The sequence below is a fragment of the Thauera carbonicopians genome, assembly GCF_025699485.1.
Taxonomy (GTDB): Bacteria; Pseudomonadota; Gammaproteobacteria; order Burkholderiales; family Rhodocyclaceae; genus Thauera.
This window is the reverse complement of record NZ_JANUXN010000015.1, coordinates 1-18,061: the sequence shown is the minus strand read 5'-3', so window position 1 is coordinate 18,061 and position 18,061 is coordinate 1. Positions and strand designations below refer to the sequence as shown.

Genomic DNA, 18,061 nt, shown 5'->3' with positions numbered 1-18,061 from the left:
CGATGATGCAATGCGCCAAATGCTCGGGCTATAATCGCGCCGCACCGGTTTCCGCAAGGAATTAATTGGGAATCCGCAAGGGCCGCATGGCCCCAAACGGAACTGCCCCCGCAACTGTAGGCGCCGAGCCTGCTCCACGATGCCACTGGCTTGCCCGGGAAGGCTGGAGCGAGGCGACGAAGCGCGAGTCAGGAGACCTGCCGGCCGCATCGTTGACCATAGACCGGCGGGGTGTCCGGGAAGGGCAATCCCGCGACGGCCTCGGCCTGTCCTCATCCGGGATGTGCTTTCCATGCTGCACACCGCCATGTGTACGCCCAATTGGAGATCGCATCCATGGCACTGCCCAGCCTCGAAGTTTCCCGCCTTGCCGTTCTGTTCGCCGGCCTCGGCCTGTCCGCCGCCGCCTTCGCCGCGCCGACCCAGTACCCGCTCACCGTCGAGAACTGCGGCCAGCAACTGAAGTTCGCCAAGGCGCCGACCAAGGCCGTGACCATCGGCCAGGGCGGCACGGAAGCCTTCTACGCGCTGGGCCTGGGCGACAAGCTGGTCGGCACCTCGCTGTGGTTCAACTCGGTATCGCCGGAATTCGCCGAACAGAATGCCAAGGTCGAGCGCCTGGCCGACAACGACCCGAGCTTCGAGGCGGTGCTCGGCAAGCGTCCCGAACTGGTTGCCGTGCAGTTCGAGTGGATGGTCGGCCCGCAAGGCGTGGTCGGCACCCGCGAGCAGTTCCATGACGTGAACATCCCGACCTACATCCTGCCGTCCGACTGCGAAGGCAAGGACAACCTGGTCGGCGCCGACGGCACCCGCCTGCAGCCTTTCGACATCGCCAGTGTTTACAAGGGCGTGCAGCAGCTCGCGCAGATCTTCGACGTGCAGGCGCGCGGCGAAGAGCTGGTGAACAGCTACAAGGCCCGTGTCGCCGCTGCCCAGGAAAAGGCGCGCGCGAACGGTGCGGACAAGCTGTCGGCGGTGTTCTGGTTCTCCAGCGCCGACCTCGAGATCGACCCCTACGTCGCCGGCCGCAAGGGCGTCGCCGACTACATGCTGGCCTCGCTGGGCATCCGCAACGTCATCGAGTCCAACGAGGAATGGCCGACCGTGGGCTGGGAAACCATCGCCAAGGCCAACCCGGACATCCTGATCATTGCGCGCATGGATCGCCGCCGCTTCCCGGCCGACGACCATGAGAAGAAGCTCGAATTCCTCAAGTCCGACCCGGTGACGCGCAACATGGAAGCGGTCAAGCACAACCGCATCGTCATCATGGACGCCGACGCCATGCAGGCCAGCACCCGCATGGTCGCCGGCATCGAGCAACTGGCCGAAGAAGCCGCCAGGATCAAGCGATGAGCCGTGCCGGCCATTCCCTGGTCGTGCCCGTTTTCGGGCACGGCCTGTGGGTTGTTCCGCTGCTGTGCCTGGCGGTCGCCGCCGGCGTGGCGATCGGCGAGACGCCGATCAGCCTGCCGGTGATCGGCCAGGTGCTGGCGAACAAGCTGTGGGAGGCCGGTTATGTGCTCGATCCGATCGACGAGGGCATCGTCTGGAACTACCGCCTGACGCGCACCATCGTCGCCGCCGCCTGTGGCGCGGGGCTGGCGATTTCGGGTCTGATCCTGCAGTCGCTGCTGCGCAATCCGCTGGCCGAACCCTATCTGCTGGGCATCTCTGCCGGTGCGTCGACCGGTGCGGTGCTGGTCACGCTCGCCGGCATCGGCGCCGGCGCGATCTCGCTGTCGATGGGCGCTTTCGTCGGTGCCATCGCCGCCTTCCTGCTGGTGGCGATGCTGGCGCATTCGGCGCGCGGCGGCACCGGTGGCGGCCAGATCATCCTCGCCGGCATCGCCGGCTCGCAGCTGTTCAATGCGCTCACCGCCTTCCTGATCACCAAGTCGGCGAGCGCCGAGCAGGCGCGCGGCATCATGTTCTGGCTGCTGGGCAACCTCAGCGGCGTGCGCTGGCATTCGGTCACGCTGGCGGTGCCGGTGGTGCTGGTCGGCCTGCTGGTCTGCATCTGGCATCGCCGTTCGCTGGACGCCTTCACCTTCGGCGCCGATTCGGCCGCCAGCCTCGGCATTCCGGTGCGGCAGGTGCGCCTGGTGCTGATCGGCTGTGCGGCGCTGGTGACGGCGGTGATGGTGTCGATCGTCGGCTCGATCGGCTTCGTCGGCCTGGTCATTCCGCACGCGGTGCGCCTGCTGGTGGGCGTGCGCCATGCCCGCCTGGTGCCGCTCAGCGCCTTGGCCGGAGCCTTGTTCCTGATCGCCGCCGACGTGCTGTCGCGGACGCTGATCAAGGGCCAGGTGCTGCCGATCGGTGTCATCACCGCGCTCGTCGGTGCGCCGGTGTTCGCGCTGATCCTGATCCGCGGAGGGCGCCGCTGATGGACATGTCCGTTGCCCGCCTGCCGGTGCTGGCGTGCGAGAACCTGAGCTATGCGGTGGGGGAGACCTGGCTGCTGCGCGACGTCGGCTTCAGCGTGCACGAGGGCGAGAACCTCGGCATCGTCGGCCCCAATGGCTCCGGCAAATCCACCCTGATCAAGCTGCTGACCGGCATCCACAAGCCGGCGAGCGGCGTGGTGCGCCTGCTCGGCCAGCCATTGGCGAAGATGCGCCGCCGCGACATTGCCCAACTGCTGGCGGTGGTCGAGCAGCATGCCGAGACGGGCGATGCCATCCAGGTGCGGGATGCGGTCGAGCTGGGGCGCACGCCCTGGCTGTCGGCGCTGGCGCCGTGGACCCGGGAGGACGAACGCATCGTCCTCGAAGCGATGCGCGACGTCGCCATCGAGCACCTGCAGAACCGCATCTGGCACAGCCTGTCCGGCGGCGAGCGCCAGCGCGTGCATATCGCTCGCGCACTGGCGCAGCGGCCGACCGTGCTGGTGCTGGACGAGCCGACCAACCACCTCGACATCCAGCACCAGCTCTCGCTGCTCAAGCTGGTCCACACCCTGCCGGTGACCACGGTTGCGGCTCTGCACGACCTCAACCAGGCCCTGGGCTGCGACCGCCTTGCGGTGATGGAGCGCGGAAAGATGGTCGCGCTCGGCGCGCCGTACGAGGTGCTGACGCCCGAACGCCTGCGCACCACCTTCGGCGTGCAGGGCCACTGGCTGACCGATCCGCTGGACGGCGCGCGCGTGCTGCGCCTGCGCCAGCTTTCAAGCCCGAAATCCAGAGAAGGAAATACCGTTCATGCTCAATAAACTGCTCTGCGCGCTCGCACTGTGTGCGCTGCTTCCCGCGACGGCCGCGGCCGAAGTCCACGAGATCAAGATGCTCAACCGCGGCGATGCCGGCCCGATGATCTACGAGCCGGACTTCGTACGCGTCGCGCCCGGCGACACCGTCAAGTTCCTCGCCACCCATCGCACCCACAACGCTGCGTCCATCCCCGGCATGCTGCCGGAAGGGGCGGCGCCCTTCAAAGGCAAGATCGACGAGGAAATCGAACTGAAGCTGGACGTTCCCGGCTACTACGGCGTGCAGTGCATTCCGCACATCGGCATGGGCATGGTCATGCTGATCCAGGTCGGCGAGCCGGAATCGCCGATGTCGGCACTGCCGGCGAGCCTGCCGAAGCGGGCTGCCGAGCGTTTCAACACGATCATCGAGCGAGAGGTACTCATGAAATGAGAATGCTCGAGCTACTCAAGTTGGATTGATCGGCAGATAGATTTGGTAAATGAGAGTGGATATCATTTGCGTTGCCAGGGAAAGTGGGCTGCTATAGACTCCGCCCAACTTCAACCCGCTGTCCTTGGAAATCACTCATGATGAATCTCAAGCACCTGGTCAAAAGCCTGCTCGTCTCTGCCTGCATCAGTGCATCGGCATTTACCGCTCATGCCGAAGTCAAGACCCTGACCGACATCAGCGGCCAGCAGGTCACGCTCGACCTGCCCGCCAAGCGCGTGGCGCTGGGCTTCTATTTCGAAGACTACATGGCCGTGGCCGGCGAGCAGGGCTGGACCAAGGTGGTCGGCATCTCGAAGGAAGCCTGGAAGGGCTGGCGGCCGACGAGCTGGAAGCTCTACACCGACCACATGCCTGCCATCGACGAGCTGCCCGACATGGGCGAGGTGGAGATCATGACTTTCTCGGTGGAGAAGGTCATCGAACTCAAGCCCGACGTGCTGGTGCTGGCCGAATGGCAGGTGCTGGGCCTGGGCAGCGACGTGGACCAGATTAAGGAAGCCGGCATCCCCATCGTGGTGGTGGATTACAACGCGCAGAAGCTGGAGAACCACCTGAAGAGCACCGAGCTGTTCGGCGAGATCGCCGGTCAGCCCGATCGCGCCGCCGCGATCAACAAGGACTACAAGGACGCGATCGACGACATCAACGCCCGCCTGGCCAAGGCCGGCCTGCCCAAGCCCAAGGCCTACGCCGAATTCGGCAACAAGGGTCCGGGCGAAGTCGGCTTCACCTACGGCAAGAACATGTGGGGCGGCATGATCGAGCAGGCCGGCGGCATAAATATCGCCAAGCCCTTCGTCGAATGGTGGGGGCCGATCAACCCCGAGCAGATCCTGGCTTCGATGCCGGACGTGGTGTTCATCACCGGTACGGAAGGCGGCAACCTGTCCAAGACGTCCACCGCGATGCGCATCGGCCAGGGCGTGGACCGCAAGGAATCGGCCGAGCGCCTGGCCGGCTACACCAAGCGGCCGGGCTGGGACGCGCTGCCGGCGGTCAAGAACAAGCGCCTGCATGCGCTGTACCAGGGCGCGTCGCGTACCCAGGCCGACTACACGATGGTGCAGTACATCGCCAAGGCGCTGTACCCCGAAGTGTTCGCCGACCTGAACCCGGAGCAGAACTACATCGATTTCTACAAGAAGTATCTGCCGGTGGTGCCGCAGGGCACTTTTGCCACCAACCTGGACGGGCAGTAAGCACGATCGGCCGCAACGCAGGGCTTTTGCACTGCGTTGCGGCCATGGAGTTTCCATGCAACTTTCCGCTCAACTGGAGTCGGCACAGCTGACACACCGCCGCCGCGAACGCCGCCGCGGCGGCTTTTTGCTTGTGTTCGCGGTGCTCTGTCTGTTCACGCTGGTGCTGGACATCGCCACCGGCCCGTCGATGATCGGCCTGGTCGACGTCGTGCAGACCCTGCTCAATGTGGACGAGGCCGACAGCTCCACCCGTGCCATCGTCATGAACATGCGGCTGCCGATCGCAGCGATGGCGCTGGTTGTCGGAGCGTCGCTGGCGCTGGGCGGTGCCGAGATGCAGACCCTGCTGAACAACCCGATGGCCAGCCCTTACACGCTGGGCCTGGCGGCGGCATCGGGTTTCGGTGCGGCGCTGACGCTGTATTTCGACGGTTTCGGCCTGCCGACCCTGATCGCCGTGCCGCTGGGCGGTTTCGTCTTCTGCATGCTGGCGGCGGGGCTGCTGTTCGTGCTGGCCTCGGTACGCGGCATCAGCACCTACGTGCTGGTGCTGGCAGGCATCTCGCTGCTGTTCCTGTTCCAGGCGCTGCTGAGCCTGCTGCAATACATCGCTTCACCGGAGCTCAGCCAGCAGATCACCTTCTGGCTGTTCGGCAGCCTGCTGAAAAGCCACTGGTACAGCGTGGCCTGCGTGGCCGGGGTGCTGGCGGTCTGCACCGTGCTGCTGATGCGCGACGCCTGGAAGCTGACCGCCTTGCGCATGGGCGAGGAGCGCGCCGCGAGCCTGGGCGTGAACGTGCGCTGGCTGCGGCTGAAGACGCTGGCGCTGGTGTCGCTGATCACCGCCACGGCGATCGGCTTCGTCGGCGTGATCGGCTTCATCGGCCTGGTGGCGCCGCACATCGCCCGCATGCTGGTGGGCGAGGATCAGCGCTACTACATCCCGTTGTCGATGCTGTGCGGCGCCTGCCTGCTGTCGGCTTCGTCGGTGCTGTCCAAGACTATCCTGCCGGGGGCAATTTTCCCGATCGGCATCGTCACCGCGCTGATCGGCGTGCCCTTTTTCTTCGTGCTGATCCTGCAGAGCCTGCGCAAACATGCTTGATATCACTGACGCCACCGTGCTGAGGGGCAAGGACACCATCCTCGAAGGCATTTCCCTGCGACTGCATCCGGGGCGGCTGTACGCCATCATCGGCCCCAACGGCGCCGGCAAGTCCACCCTGCTGAAGATGGTCACGGGACAGTTGCAGCAAGTGAGGGGGCAGGTGCGTCACGGCAATGTGCAGAAAGACCATTCCCGCCTGACGCAGTGGCAGGCCGCGATGGCCTACATGCCGCAGGACATCAACCTGGACGTGGATCTGAGCGCGGTGGAAGTGGTGCTGCTCGGACGCCTGACCAACCTCGGCATGCACATCAGCGACGAACTGCTGCAACAGGCGCTGGCCGCCCTGCAGACCGTCGGCCTGCTGCATCTGGCCAACCGCTCGGTTGCCCGCCTGAGCGGCGGACAGCGCCAGATGGTGCTGTTCGCCCAGTTGCTGATGCGGCAAAGTCCGCTGATGCTGCTCGACGAGCCGGTCAGCGCGCTGGACCTGAAGCACCAGGTGCAACTGCTCGACATCCTTCTGGAGCAGACGCGCCAGCGCAACTGCATCACCCTGACCGTGCTGCACGACCTGAACCTGGTGGCGCAGTACGCGGACGAGGCCATCGTCATCGCCGAGCGCGGCGTCCAGGCGCAAGGTGCGCCGAACGAAGTAATGAGCGTCGGCTTCCTGGAGCGCATCTACGGCATCCGCACTGACGTCGTCACCGGCTGCGATGGCCTGCCGCGCATCACGCCGCTGCGCGGCGCGTTCGGCGGTGCCGCTGGCAGGGTCGTGGAAGTTGCGTATCAGCCCGCCTGATCCGTGCCTCGAGACCGTTTTCCTTTGTTAACTCACTCGACTCATCAACCATGAAAACTAGAAACTGGATGGCTGCCGTAGCCTGCATCGCAGCTACGACCCTGGCCCCCCAAGCCTGGGGGGCCGATCACGTCGTGGAAATGCTCGACATCGACGATGCCGGTGCCACGATGGCCTTCAAGCCGATGTACCTCACGGTTCAGCCGGGCGATACGGTCACCTTCAAGCCGACGCACAAGACCCATTTCGTCAAGCTGATGACCGCGCCTGCCGGCGTGAAGAAATTCACCAGCCAGGAAGACGAGGAATACACCGTCACCTTCGACAAGCCCGGCATGTATTTCTACGTCTGCCCGCCGCACATGATGATGGCGATGATCGGCGCGATCCAGGTCGGTGAAGGCGAGGAAATGCAATCGCAGGTGCCCGCCGCCGTGAAGTCGGTGCAGGGCCTGCGCGGGCGCATGATGACCAACGCCAACCGCGCCGACGAGCTCATCGGCCTGATGGAGGCGGCGAAGTGAAATCCATCAAGAACACCCCTCTGGCGCTCTGCGCACTTGTCTCCGCGCTGGCGGTTTCCATGCAGGCGCATGCCGGCGCCCAGGACGAGGCCAAGGGCTTCGTCGAAGGTGCCAGCCTGAAGATGCAGAACCGCCTGCTGTACGAGCGGCTCAACTATCAGCACGGCGACACCACGCGCGTGGTGAAGGGGCCGCGCTCGGACAAGGCCGAAGAAATCGGCTACGGCCTGATGCTCAACTTCGAATCGGGTTACACGCAGGGCACGGTCGGCTTCGGCGTCGATGCGCATGCCTATGGCGGGCTGAACCTGGGTGCGGATCCGGATACCGTGCGCAGCAATCCGCGCTATCTCGCGCGGGACGACGACGACCTGAAGGACGCCTTCGGCCGCGCCGGTGCAGTGGTGAAGCTGCGGTTTTCCAATACCGAGCTGAAGTACGGCGAAATGCGCACCAAGAATCCGATCTTCCACTCGTCGGATACCCGCCTGCTGCCCGAAACCAACCGCGGCTGGCTGCTGAGCAGCAACGAGATCAAGAGCCTGTCGCTGCAGGCCGGCCGCTTCACCCAGTGGGCCGACCGCAATTCGCGCAAGAACGGCGGCGAACTGCTGGCCAACTACTCGGGCGTCAACGGCAATTCCTTCACCTTCGCCGGTGGCAACTGGACCACGCCGGTCGCGGGGCTGAGCCTGTCCGGCTACTACGGCCGCTATGAGGACGTGTGGAACACCGCCTATCTGGGCGGCTTCTACAAGATGGCGCTGGCCGACAAGCAGTCGCTGTCGTTCAGCCTGAACCTGTACCGCAACACCGACACCGGCAAGGCCAAGGCCGGCAAGGTGGACAACACCACCTGGAGCCTGATGAGCACTTATGCCTTCGGCGTGCACAAGCTGGGGCTGGGGTATCAGAAGGTGGATGGCGACACGCCGTTCGACTACGTCAACCGCGGCTCGATCTGGCTGGAAAACGCCATGCAGATCTCCGATTTCAATGCGCCGAACGAAGCATCGTGGCAGTTGAAGTACGACGTCGATCTCGGCCAGATGGTCACGTCGGGCCTGACGGCAGGCGTGGCCTATACGCGCGGCTCCGACATCGACTACCGCCGCATGAACAGCGTCTACACCAACTTCCTCGGCGCGCCGGGCTCGGGTGGCAAGCACTGGGAACGCGACATGATCGTTCGCTATACGGTGCAGGAAGGCAAGGCCAAGGGCCTGGCCCTGCAACTGCGCTACAGCGCCCATCGCGCCAACAAGGCCCAGGGCGAACTGAGCGTGGATCAGATCCGCCTGGTGGCGGAAATGCCGCTGAGCATTTTCTGATCGGTGACGCAGCCGGCCTGGCGATGGGCCGGCTGCACCCCGCAGGCCATACGGCCGCAGCTCGCCGGCCGCAGCTGCATGCCGCTTGCTAGCGCATGCGACCGTCGGACAGCTTGCCCGGCAACTGCCCAAGGCGTTCGGCGAACCAGCCGATGCGCTCGGTGTGGCGGACGTCGAATGCCGGTACGTAAGGCTTGATGTCCAGCACCGGCGTGCCATCTACCATGTCGTTGCCTTCGAACGACAGCCGCGCACCATCGATCCCTGCGAGCCGCACGATCGACAGGCCGATCCGGTTCGGGCGGCTCGGCGCCCGCGTCGCGAACACGCCATGGCTGGCGTCGTCGAGGAAGGGCACCACTTCCAGCGGTTCGTCCGTCCCGAGATGGAGGCGGGTGAGCAGGATGATGTACTCGAACTCCGCCAGATCCTTCAGACCGGCGACGAATTCGGCAAAGACCTCGATTTCTCCCTTCACCTCCGGCGCACCGGCCGTCTGGATCGGAACGCCTTCCTTCGACGTGAACGGGCTCAGAACCCGGCCGATGGGGCGCATACGGATGAAGTCGGAATCACTCATGGATTTTCGGGCCCTGCACAGTTAGCGAAGAGACGGAGCTACACAGTGCATCATGAAGCGCCTTAAGAAGTTCGCTTCAGTTCTCCTTGCCATCCGGCATGAACTGCTCGAATACCTGCTGGCCGGTGAGCTTGTGCGTCTCGTTCCTGAAGTCGTAGAACGATGGCTTCTCGTCGATGAAGATCTCATTGGTGAGCCGGAATTGAGTGTCCTGGAAAAGCCCGGCTGGAAGGATGTACTCGTTGCTCGGCAGCAGGTGGTAGAACAGGTGCGTTCCGCATGTGGAGCAAAAACCGCGCTCGGCCCAGTCGGATGAGCGATAGGTGGAAGGCGTGTCGCCACTGAACCGGACGCTCGCTCCACAGTGGACGGCGAACATCGGCCCACCCGACCAGCGCCTGCACATGGAGCAGTGGCAAAGTCCGACTTCGGTGTGATCTTCTGTCTCAACTTCTATGGAGCCGCACAGGCATGAGCCTTTCATGGCAATCTCCTTGATAGTTATCTGACGAAAACTGGGTCACTCAGCCTTTTTGTCCATGCGTTCGGGATCTGAGAGTCATCAAAGCCTGACTGACGAAGACCAGTGCGATTGCAGAAATGAGTCAGGCAGGTCCTCGTATGCCCATGAGCGAGTGTACGGCACTGTATATGTAGGAAAGTTTCCCGCTGAATGGCGGCAATAAAGGTTGGAGCCATTCGGCTGCTGCGATGATTGCCACGATCAGGCTCACGCCGAGGGTGCCAAGAAATTTTGGGTCTGAATAAGGGGGCCGCTCTCCGCCGCTGGAGGGGCTGCTTGTCCATAGATAGCCGAAGATCAGCACGACTGGTGCAGAGGCGAGGGAGAGAACCAGTAGCGGAGTCATGCGCAGGCAGTGCTTCAGGTCTTGCTTGTCAGGGATGGCTTGATCACGAGAATGACGAGGAAGATCAAGGTACGGATCACTTTCTGGACGGAGGTGAGGCACAGGATGAAAACAAGGATCCGGCTCGCTTCAAAAGATCCTTCAAGTACATTAAAACCGGCCGATCGCGTCAGCCATAGAGAAAGCATGAATGCAAGGTAGAATGTAGTGGCTTGCATCCACCATTTGTTTTCAATTTTCGGGATCGAGATGTTGAGCATGAGTGTGGCGTCTGAGTCTGGTCGCTGCGAAGCGTTCGCTGGTTGACGGGAAACTAGAATAGATTGGCAGCGAAGTATGGTAAAGCGGGATATGTGAAGGCCGTCAGGCCTTGTTACCGCTTTCTGACTATGAAATCGAAACGATGCCAGTGATGGGGCACGTGCCCGCCATCCCCCTCGATTTCGCGCAGCAGTTCAACCTCCAAGCCCTTACACAAGGCATCGACGTCTTCCCTGCCATGGAAGCTCATCTCAGGGTGCCCGGCCCAGTCATGCCTGTCGCCAAAAAGGTGGCCGACGAACACTCCGCCAGGCTCGAGCGCCGTGACGATCGAGGCCCAGAAGGATGGAAAATTCGCCGAGGCGCAGAACGGCAGGCTGAGTCCCGCGTGAACGAGTGCGGCGGGCGGTAGTTCGTCCAGATCCTCGAAGCGCGAGACGAGGGTAAGCAGAGTGCCGCTGGTACTCTTGGCTACCAATGCTTCGACACGCCGGATCGCTTCCGGCTCCTTGTCGATGGCCAGGACGTTCCAGTGCGCGTTCAGCAACAGCGAGGTCTCTATGCCGGCGCCGCAACCAAGATCGATGGCGTGGCCATTGCCACGGGGCAGAAGCTCAGGGCCAAGAGCGCGGCGGAGAAGTGGAGAGACTGCGCGATCCTGGTTGGCTCGATAGAAGGCTTCCCATCCACTCTCTGTATCCTTGGCTGTCATCAGGATCGTCCTTTCGTCTTATCGCGTAAGTCGCTGAGGCGGCTCTATTTTCCAGCTTCCGGACTGGTCGATGGATCGGGCGGCAAGGCCTCAATGGAGCGAAGTGTTGACCGCGCGACCGCCTCTCTCTTGTACAGATCGTCCAGCCTGTTGGGAGTATCGATGTTCAGCGCGAAGAAGACGGGGCCCGTGGGCCACTCGACCCAGCCTACCCACCAGCCCGTGCTGCCTTCCCAGCCCGTTTTCGCGCGCAGTATCCAGTTGCGGCCTGCCTCCACGATCATGAGGTCCTTGACCAGGCGCTGATGTTCCACCCGGAAGGGCAGCTCGTTCCGATAGAGCTTTCTGAGAAACGCGACCTGCTCCTGTGCCGAGATTGCAAGTTCGCCATCTATCCAGTAATCGCCATCCTTGGTCGAAGGATCGGCGTTGCCATAGTCGATTTGCTCGAGATAACGCCTGGCGCTGCTTTCGCCGATCTCCTTGGCAAACAGCTCATAGACCCAGACGGTGGAATTTCGCATTGCGGATCGCAAGTCCTGATCCTGGTTGTGGCCCGCGAAGCTCCTCTCGACACCGTCCCAGTGAAAAACCTGGAATTCATCGCGAACCACGCCTGCATCGAGCGCAAAAAGCGTATGTGGAATCTTGAACGTCGAGGCGGGTGAGTAGCGCTTCTCCGATCGGGAGATATCGAAGCTCATGATGGTAGCGTCCGCCTGGCGCTCGTCCGTGATGGCTATCGTACCTTTGGCCTGCATGCTGCTGAAGAACCTTCCCCAGTCGGGGCGTTCTTGCACGCCTTCCTGCGCATGCGAGAACGCGGCTGGAGAAAGCGTCAAAAACAGTATTGCAAGGATCCGGGTTGCCACCTGTTCTCCTTTGCGATTCGATGGTAGTTGCAATCGGTGTACACCGCTGTTGCTAGGCATGGTCTTCAGCCAAGGGTTGCAGCGCCTCGTCCTGAAAATGCCTGCCTGCAAAATCAATCACTGACACGAGGCCCGATGAACATACAGGCGAGTACCAGCGCTGAACGTCAGCATCGAAGCGCAATTTCAGCATGCTGGGCACGGCTGCATCGAGCACGAGCAGCCGGACAGGATGGCGGTAGTCCGATGCCGCCCCGCTTAACGCCTGCAATGCCTGTTCAAGACTGCTGCCGCGCAACTGGTCGGCGATGATCAGCGTGGGCCGGCGTGGCCTGAAGCTTGCCAATCGAGCCATTGCCGCGGAGTTTTCCATCAGGTAACCGCAGTCCCAGGGCTGGCGTGGATGCCGTTTTCGCCACCACCACAGTTCGTGCCATTTCGTCGCCAGCTTGAGCTGCCAGCCTTTCAGCTTTGAAGCTGCGGATAATTCGGCGAGTTCATCATTGCGGTCGAGGTGGAGCGCAAAGGTGTCGACCAGGCGTGATCTGCCAACGCTGTCTTCTCCCACCATGACGGCCAAGCTGAAGCGCACGGGCACGTCGGGTAGTTGCGACGGGCGCCAGAACGGTGTGCGCCCGGTGCCCGCGCCGGTCTGGCACCAGGACTCGAGGGCGCCCCAGGCGCGCTGCTGTTCCGCATCCAGCGGTTTGCCCGGCTCAGCCGGGGAAGGCGATCTAAGCACTTCGTCGTCGTAGCGCGCGACCAAGGTGGCAAACCAGTTCCTGCAGGGATCGGTGAGGCGGGGCTTCTGAAGGGGTTGGCTCATCTTCTGTGCGATATGAGAAATGCGGGGGGCCTCGTCAGAACTGCGGATTGATGCTCAAGGACAGCATGGCGGATAGCTGGCAGAGCGGTCTTCCGGAGTCTTGCTGCAATGCATTGAAGGCATCCTGCACGATTTGCAGGTCGCGCTGGCTGGTGGGCTCATGGTCGATGATGCCGGCGGCAGCAAGGCGTGCAATCACATCGCTGGTCAACAGGAAAGTATCCTTTCCGACCAGGCGCAGAAATCCGGCGCCCGAGCGCCCGCCCAGGCGGGCGCCGCGCTTGGCCAGCAAGCGCCATAAACCAATGATGTCGGAGATCGGCCAGCTGGCAATGAATTCGCCAAAACTGCTTCCTCTCTCCTGGCGGATATCCAGGATGAAACGGGCGTTTTTGGGAATGCTTTGCAGCTTGGTGCGATCGCGGATGATCCGCTCGTTCTTCATGTGGGCTTCGATTTGCTCGGGGCCCAGCAGTACCATCTGCTCAGGCACGAAGCCGCAGAAGGCTTCTTCAAAGGCAGGCCACTTGGCATCGACGACCGAGTGCTGGATGCCGGCCTGGAATACCCGCTGGCTCATGGCGGAAAGATAGCGGTCATCGCCTTTGCACTTCAGTTTTTCGGCAGTGAGTGCCTTGGGCAGGAAGGCCTCCATGGCCTCGTCCGATTCGAAACGCATGCGCACCGTGTCGTAAAGCCAGCGGTAATCGAGAGTCATTTTGGTCTCTTGTTGTTTCGGCATGTGGAGTCTTGCGAAAATCGATTTTCAAGTTTGGTGATGCTTGAGCTGAACCACAGAGCCCGCAGTGGGCTGCATACTGAAACTGCATACGGCAAAAAGCTGGAAGATACCTCATTCACAACGACGAGCGTCATCGATTGAACGCCTGCATGGAGGTATTCTGCCGAGCCATGTTCGGCTGGATGTCTCCAAGATCGCGGCATGGTCCGGTATAGTCGAACCGGACTCCATGGAGGCGACGACAACGCATGCAGCCCCTGACCGCCCACCGGATCAGCTTCGTCACCCTCATCATACTGGTGACTGCCGCCTTCGTATGGCTGCTGCTGCCCTATTATGGCGCGCTGCTGTGGGCGGCAATTCTCGCCATCCTGTTCAATCCCCTGCAGCGCCGGCTGGTGGTCTGGCTGGGTGGGCGGCACACGCTGGCGGCGGCGCTCAGCGTGTTTGCCTGCGTGTGCATCGTCGTCATCCCGGGCCTCGTCGTTTTTTCCTCGCTGGTCCAGGAGGCAACCGGTCTCTACACTCGCCTCAGCACGCGGCAGTTCGACCCCGGAGCGATCGTTACACACATCCATGACGCGCTGCCCGCGACCGTGATGAGAGGGCTCGAAATGCTGGATCTGGGGGATGTCGCCGAGATCCAGGCGCGGCTGAGACAGTTTGCGGTGAAGTCGGCGCAGGTCATCACCACGCAGGCGCTGAGCATCGGCCAGAGTACGGCGCAACTGCTCGTCAGCGGGGCAGTGATGCTGTACGTGCTGTTCTTCCTGTTTCGCGACGGCGCCGGCCTGGTGGCCTCGATCCGCGGTGCCAGCCCGCTCAGCGCCCACCATACCGACCGGATGATGGCCAAGTTCATCGAGGTGGCGAAGGCCACGGTGCTCGGCAATTTCACCGTCGCTGCGATCCAGGGCGCAATCGGCGGCGTGGCGTTCTGGCTGTTGGGCATCGAAGCCGCCTTGCTGTGGGGGACCGTGATGGCCGTGCTGTCGCTATTGCCGGCCATCGGCACCTTCGTCGTGTGGGGGCCGTTCGCCTTCTACATGCTGCTGTCCGGCGATTACATGAGAGGCCTGATCCTGCTGGCGATCGGCGCATTCGTGATCAGCACGATCGACAACCTGCTGCGCCCCGCGCTGGTCGGCAAGGGGCTGCGGCTGCCGGACTACGTGGTGCTGGTGTCCACGCTCGGGGGGCTCACCCTGCTCGGCATCAACGGTTTCGTCATCGGCCCGTTGATTGCGGCCTTGTTCGTGGCGGTGTGGTCGATATTCACCGAGGAGCGGCGGCAGCCGGTTACCGGCGTCGGGCCGGTCGCACGGGTAGCGGAACAGGAGGAGGGCTTGCCGCCGCTGGCTGAATCATCGAGTGGGACTGTGGGTGCGCAGACGGAGAAATTGGACTCTGATCACGCGGACTCATAGCTGATCAGATCGATCTCTGCCGCCTGAGTGCGTAAAGGGATCAGCGCCTGATAAGCGCTCGAGTTGTACCATTTGGCCACAGCCTCCGAGTCAGGGAAGCGTATGACGACTGTATCCGTATGCCTGTGCTGTCCGCTGAGTACGCCGGTCTGCTTGCCGCGCAGCACGAGTTCGGCGCCCCAGGGCGCCAGCGTTTCCGGTACCTTGCTGCGATATTCAGCCCATTTGTCCGGGTCTTTCACGGTGATGTGGCCGATGACATAGGCTGCCATTTCTTTCAATCCTCTGATGTTTGAGCTAATCGGGCCGAATGTCTTGATGGTTTGCTTGAGTGGAACTTATACGGCACCGAGCAAGTGAAGGCCGATGTCCTCCAGATGATCGCTGCTGAATGCCACTTTTGCCGAGGCTACTACCAGAACAGGCTTTCCTGTTCGCCTTTTTCGCCAAGATCCAGCATGGTTGTTGCAAGCCCCGCGAGCGTGGCCGGCATAGGATGTTGCTGCAGTTGTTCGAGCAGGGCGCGGTCGCGATCGGTGAGAGGGCGGCGGTGGGCGAGTCCGCGCAGGTCGGCGGCATTCATGCGCCACGGCGTCCATTCTTGCCCCGCCTCTTCCCACAGAGAGCCGGCCTGCATCGCGATGGCGATGCCGATGCCGTCCGGGTCGGGGTCGCAAGCAATGGTGGCGGGAGCTGGGGAGAGATGCAGCAGCTGAGTGATTGATTCGCTCCACCAGCCTGGTGGGTAGCAGGGCAGCCGTAGCACGGCTTCATCGGACTGGCGCGCAGCGGCGGCTTTCTCGAAGGCGCTGCGGTTTTCGACCAGACGCCAGGTGGCGGGAGGGGCATTGGCGCGCTCGGAGCCGGCCTTCTCGAATAGCGCTTCGTGGCGATGGCGTTTGTCGGGAGTGGCACAGCGCACCCATTGCGTCAGCAGTTCGCGCCACGCGGAAGGCCAGGCGTCGATATCAGGGAGAGGGTGGTCGAAGGCGCGGCGCAGGCGCTTGCCGCGCAAGCTGGAATGGCTGGGGTCGGTAAGCCATGCGGTGGAGATGCCTTGGGCGTCGGGAGGGAGCCAGTCGAGATGCTCTGCGTTCACGCAATCACCACATGATGGCGAGGAAAGTCGCTAATGATCCGTTCCCGCATAGATCCACATCGGCACTGTTCGCCCCGCTCGGGCAAAGCCCATCGCTTCGTAGAACTGAACAGCGTCTCCATCTGCCGTCAGCATGAGCTGATGAAAATGGCGGTAGCGCTCCAACAAAGCGTTCATCATCGAGCGACCGATTCCCTGCCGATGAGAATCAGGATGAACCAGCATGTGCGGGAAGTACACCACCAGGTGCCCATCCGAGATGGCATTTGCGAGGCCGAGCAGCCGACCTTCAACTCTGGCGGTAACCAGCGAATGCGACCCTCTCAACGCCGCCATCAGTTCGATCGGTTTGTCTGCCGAGGACCAGCCGTTGGCGCGATAAAGCTCGATAACTTCATCCTGATCGATCGCATCTTCCAGGCTCACGACTACGTTCATTGTCTCTCCATCCTGTTCCAATGCCCCCAATTGCTGCGCCTCGGACGCCGTCATCCCGTCGTACTTTGCCTTCCAGTTGTAGTACATCATTTCCGATATTCCGTGCTTGCGGTACAGCTCCGCCGGCTTGACGCCTGCCTCGGCCTCTTTGAGCACGCCGATGATCTGTTCCTCCGTGAACCGTTTGTTCATTGCCGTTCCTTTGCGAACGGACTCTACATCGGTTACGTACTATTCACAGGGAGCGGGTCACCAACGTTTGAAATCACCGACCTGCACGGCTTTCCGCGCAGGCCCGGTGGATTAAAAGGTTGGGCGTCGCAGAGCCAGAGGGGACTGGGTTGTTGAATTCTGTAGCCGTCATTTGTTCCGCGGATAAAGACCGACAGCGATTAGTCCAAACCCCACCCCGAGCAACGCCAGCTCGGCAATAGAGCCGTTTTCTGCAGGAACAACGCGATAGTAGGTGTGGCCTGGTGAAGAAGAACTGAAAAGCAAGTTGGTTAGTGAAGAAGGAAGGTCGACCGGCAGGAAATCAGCCCCCCAGGACAGCAGCAGGCCAAGAGCTAGGCACGTAATTCCTGCTCGTAGCGCCCATGTGCGTAGTTTCGTCATTGAAGAGATGCCCAACGTAGAAATGAGCGGCCTGCGCGGCTTTTCGCGCAGATCCGCTCGACTGAAAGGTTATGCGTCATGGCTTCAGCAGTTGAGTACCGGCGCATACACGTCCTTGCTGATGCCGAATTTGACGGGAGGAATGTCTAGCTTCTTCCCGTTGAGAAAGATATCGGGGAATATGACCGTGAAATTGTCAAGCATCTTTGGCGAAATAACGAATTGCGGCCCCCAAATTCCGTGGGCGCGGGGATCTTCACTATGGTTGTACGGCTTCTCAAGGAACGGAAGTGCGACTTGAGTTCTCGTTCCGTCCGGGAGCACGATAGTAGCGAAGGGGCTCGATGCCGTTATCTCAAGTCGTTGGTGCTTTCTCCGCTCCAAGAGGTTTTTATTCTCCTCCTTTTCCGCTTCGCTGGGGAATAGCGACCAGCTCGTGCGCGGTGGTTCAGGAAGAAGATAGATAAAGCGGAAGTACGCGGTGAGCTTCGTCCCCTCAGGGCTATGCGGGTTGGGAAGCTTGGCCAGGACGCGAAAGACAATCCACGTTTCGTCAGCGGGACGGAACTCGATGACCTGCTGCGGGCCAGGATAAGTGGGGTTCTCAGTGTTATAGGTGCCGTTAGCGGCCTCAGGCTTGAGATAAAGCCCCGTGCTGCAACCACCAAGAGTGAGCGTAAGCAGAAGGCCAAGACAGCGGAAAAGATGGCTAGGTGTCATGACGCATAACGTTGTAAATCACCGAACGGAGGCAAGCGCAGCTTGCCGGAGGTTCGGTGGATTGACTACAAAGGGACTTCCCACTTCCGCTGGTGGCCTGTTGGGCCCGGCATCGAAGTGCCAAGATTGGATTGCTGAAGTTCAATCTGAAGACGCGAAAGGGGAAGTCCAAATGAATGCTACGACGATCGGGGTGGATCTGGCAAAGAACGTGTTC

The 18,061-nt window shown here is 62.0% G+C and carries 23 protein-coding genes, 1 pseudogene and 1 riboswitch; of the genes and pseudogenes, 11 read left to right on the top strand and 13 right to left on the bottom strand.

Going from position 1 to position 18,061, the window contains the following annotated elements:
• Positions 1-28 precede the first annotated feature (28 nt).
• Positions 29-220, top strand: a riboswitch (cobalamin riboswitch).
• A gap of 116 nt (positions 221-336) precedes the next feature.
• The 9 genes from NX068_RS16240 (at position 337) to NX068_RS16200 (ending at position 8,683) form a co-directional block, all read left to right on the top strand.
• Positions 337-1,359, top strand: a complete 1,023-nt coding sequence (locus tag NX068_RS16240) for an ABC transporter substrate-binding protein (RefSeq protein ID WP_263462299.1) — start codon at positions 337-339, stop codon at positions 1,357-1,359.
• Positions 1,356-2,393, top strand: coding sequence for a FecCD family ABC transporter permease (locus tag NX068_RS16235; protein WP_263462298.1), 1,038 nt, complete (start codon positions 1,356-1,358; stop codon positions 2,391-2,393). Before NX068_RS16240 ends, NX068_RS16235 begins: the two co-directional genes overlap by 4 nt.
• Positions 2,393-3,220, top strand: a complete 828-nt coding sequence (locus tag NX068_RS16230) for an ABC transporter ATP-binding protein (RefSeq protein ID WP_263462297.1) — start codon at positions 2,393-2,395, stop codon at positions 3,218-3,220. The genes NX068_RS16235 and NX068_RS16230 overlap by 1 nt, the downstream gene beginning before the upstream one ends.
• The gene (locus NX068_RS16225; protein ID WP_263462296.1) at positions 3,210-3,650 is read left to right on the top strand and encodes a pseudoazurin; all 441 of its coding nucleotides are present in this window, start codon (positions 3,210-3,212) and stop codon (positions 3,648-3,650) included. The genes NX068_RS16230 and NX068_RS16225 overlap by 11 nt, the downstream gene beginning before the upstream one ends.
• A 137-nt stretch (positions 3,651-3,787) precedes the next feature.
• Positions 3,788-4,912, top strand: a complete 1,125-nt coding sequence (locus tag NX068_RS16220; protein WP_263462295.1) for an ABC transporter substrate-binding protein — start codon at positions 3,788-3,790, stop codon at positions 4,910-4,912.
• A gap of 55 nt (positions 4,913-4,967) precedes the next feature.
• On the top strand, positions 4,968-6,020 hold the full coding sequence (locus tag NX068_RS16215; protein ID WP_263462294.1) for a FecCD family ABC transporter permease: 1,053 nt from the start codon (positions 4,968-4,970) through the stop codon (positions 6,018-6,020).
• The gene (locus tag NX068_RS16210) at positions 6,013-6,828 is read left to right on the top strand and encodes an ABC transporter ATP-binding protein (RefSeq protein WP_263462293.1); all 816 of its coding nucleotides are present in this window, start codon (positions 6,013-6,015) and stop codon (positions 6,826-6,828) included. The genes NX068_RS16215 and NX068_RS16210 overlap by 8 nt, the downstream gene beginning before the upstream one ends.
• 50 nt (positions 6,829-6,878) lie before the next feature.
• Positions 6,879-7,352, top strand: coding sequence for a plastocyanin/azurin family copper-binding protein (locus tag NX068_RS16205; protein ID WP_263462292.1), 474 nt, complete (start codon positions 6,879-6,881; stop codon positions 7,350-7,352).
• Positions 7,349-8,683, top strand: coding sequence for an OprD family outer membrane porin (locus tag NX068_RS16200; RefSeq protein WP_263462291.1), 1,335 nt, complete (start codon positions 7,349-7,351; stop codon positions 8,681-8,683). Before NX068_RS16205 ends, NX068_RS16200 begins: the two co-directional genes overlap by 4 nt.
• Before the next feature lie 88 nt (positions 8,684-8,771).
• Here the strand turns inward: NX068_RS16200 and tsaA are convergent, their stop codons facing one another.
• The 7 genes from tsaA to NX068_RS16165 all read right to left on the bottom strand — a co-directional run bounded on the left by tsaA (position 8,772) and on the right by NX068_RS16165 (position 13,521).
• A complete protein-coding gene (gene tsaA, locus NX068_RS16195; protein WP_263462290.1) occupies positions 8,772-9,263 on the bottom strand; it encodes a tRNA (N6-threonylcarbamoyladenosine(37)-N6)-methyltransferase TrmO in 492 nt (163 codons plus the stop codon).
• Between the two features lie 76 nt (positions 9,264-9,339).
• Positions 9,340-9,747 carry a GFA family protein gene (locus NX068_RS16190; protein WP_263462289.1) on the bottom strand — a complete coding sequence of 136 codons (408 nt, stop codon included), beginning with the start codon at positions 9,745-9,747 and terminating at the stop codon, positions 9,340-9,342.
• 399 nt (positions 9,748-10,146) lie between these two features.
• A complete protein-coding gene (locus NX068_RS16185; RefSeq protein ID WP_263462288.1) occupies positions 10,147-10,392 on the bottom strand; it encodes a hypothetical protein in 246 nt (81 codons plus the stop codon).
• Positions 10,393-10,505: 113 nt separating this feature from the next.
• Positions 10,506-11,105 carry a class I SAM-dependent methyltransferase gene (locus NX068_RS16180; protein WP_263462287.1) on the bottom strand — a complete coding sequence of 200 codons (600 nt, stop codon included), beginning with the start codon at positions 11,103-11,105 and terminating at the stop codon, positions 10,506-10,508.
• Between the two features lie 44 nt (positions 11,106-11,149).
• Positions 11,150-11,977: a class D beta-lactamase gene (gene blaOXA, locus NX068_RS16175; RefSeq protein ID WP_263462286.1), complete on the bottom strand. Its 828-nt coding sequence runs from the start codon at positions 11,975-11,977 to the stop codon at positions 11,150-11,152.
• 52 nt (positions 11,978-12,029) lie between these two features.
• Positions 12,030-12,803, bottom strand: a complete 774-nt coding sequence (locus NX068_RS16170; protein ID WP_263462285.1) for a hypothetical protein — start codon at positions 12,801-12,803, stop codon at positions 12,030-12,032.
• Between the two features lie 34 nt (positions 12,804-12,837).
• Entirely contained in the window at positions 12,838-13,521 is a 684-nt protein-coding gene (locus tag NX068_RS16165) for a DNA-3-methyladenine glycosylase I (RefSeq protein WP_263462284.1), read from the bottom strand.
• Between the two features lie 272 nt (positions 13,522-13,793).
• On the opposite strand from NX068_RS16165, the gene NX068_RS16160 reads away from it, so the two are divergent.
• On the top strand, positions 13,794-14,972 hold the full coding sequence (locus NX068_RS16160; RefSeq protein WP_263462283.1) for an AI-2E family transporter: 1,179 nt from the start codon (positions 13,794-13,796) through the stop codon (positions 14,970-14,972).
• On the opposite strand, the gene NX068_RS16155 is transcribed toward NX068_RS16160, so the two are convergent.
• The 6 genes and pseudogenes from NX068_RS16155 to NX068_RS16130 form a co-directional block, all read right to left on the bottom strand.
• Entirely contained in the window at positions 14,957-15,244 is a 288-nt protein-coding gene (locus tag NX068_RS16155; RefSeq protein WP_263462282.1) for a DUF1330 domain-containing protein, read from the bottom strand. The two genes, NX068_RS16160 and NX068_RS16155, sit on opposite strands and share 16 nt — an antisense overlap.
• A gap of 140 nt (positions 15,245-15,384) precedes the next feature.
• On the bottom strand, positions 15,385-15,987 hold the full coding sequence (locus tag NX068_RS16150) for a DUF2399 domain-containing protein (RefSeq protein WP_263462281.1): 603 nt from the start codon (positions 15,985-15,987) through the stop codon (positions 15,385-15,387).
• Positions 15,988-16,101: 114 nt separating this feature from the next.
• Complete coding sequence (locus tag NX068_RS16145; RefSeq protein ID WP_327084833.1) at positions 16,102-16,509, bottom strand: GNAT family N-acetyltransferase; 408 nt, start codon at positions 16,507-16,509, stop codon at positions 16,102-16,104.
• Positions 16,510-16,520: 11 nt separating this feature from the next.
• Positions 16,521-16,701, bottom strand: a pseudogene (locus tag NX068_RS16140) (transposase); the annotation flags it as partial.
• A gap of 168 nt (positions 16,702-16,869) precedes the next feature.
• Positions 16,870-17,124, bottom strand: coding sequence for a hypothetical protein (locus NX068_RS16135; RefSeq protein WP_263462280.1), 255 nt, complete (start codon positions 17,122-17,124; stop codon positions 16,870-16,872).
• Between the two features lie 84 nt (positions 17,125-17,208).
• Positions 17,209-17,844 (bottom strand): hypothetical protein, encoded by a 636-nt coding sequence (locus NX068_RS16130; protein ID WP_263462279.1) that lies wholly within the window; start codon positions 17,842-17,844, stop codon positions 17,209-17,211.
• Here NX068_RS16130 and NX068_RS16125 point away from each other — a divergent pair.
• Positions 17,843-18,061 (top strand): hypothetical protein (locus NX068_RS16125; RefSeq protein ID WP_263462278.1); only part of this gene is annotated, 219 nt, incomplete at its 3' end. The two genes, NX068_RS16130 and NX068_RS16125, sit on opposite strands and share 2 nt — an antisense overlap.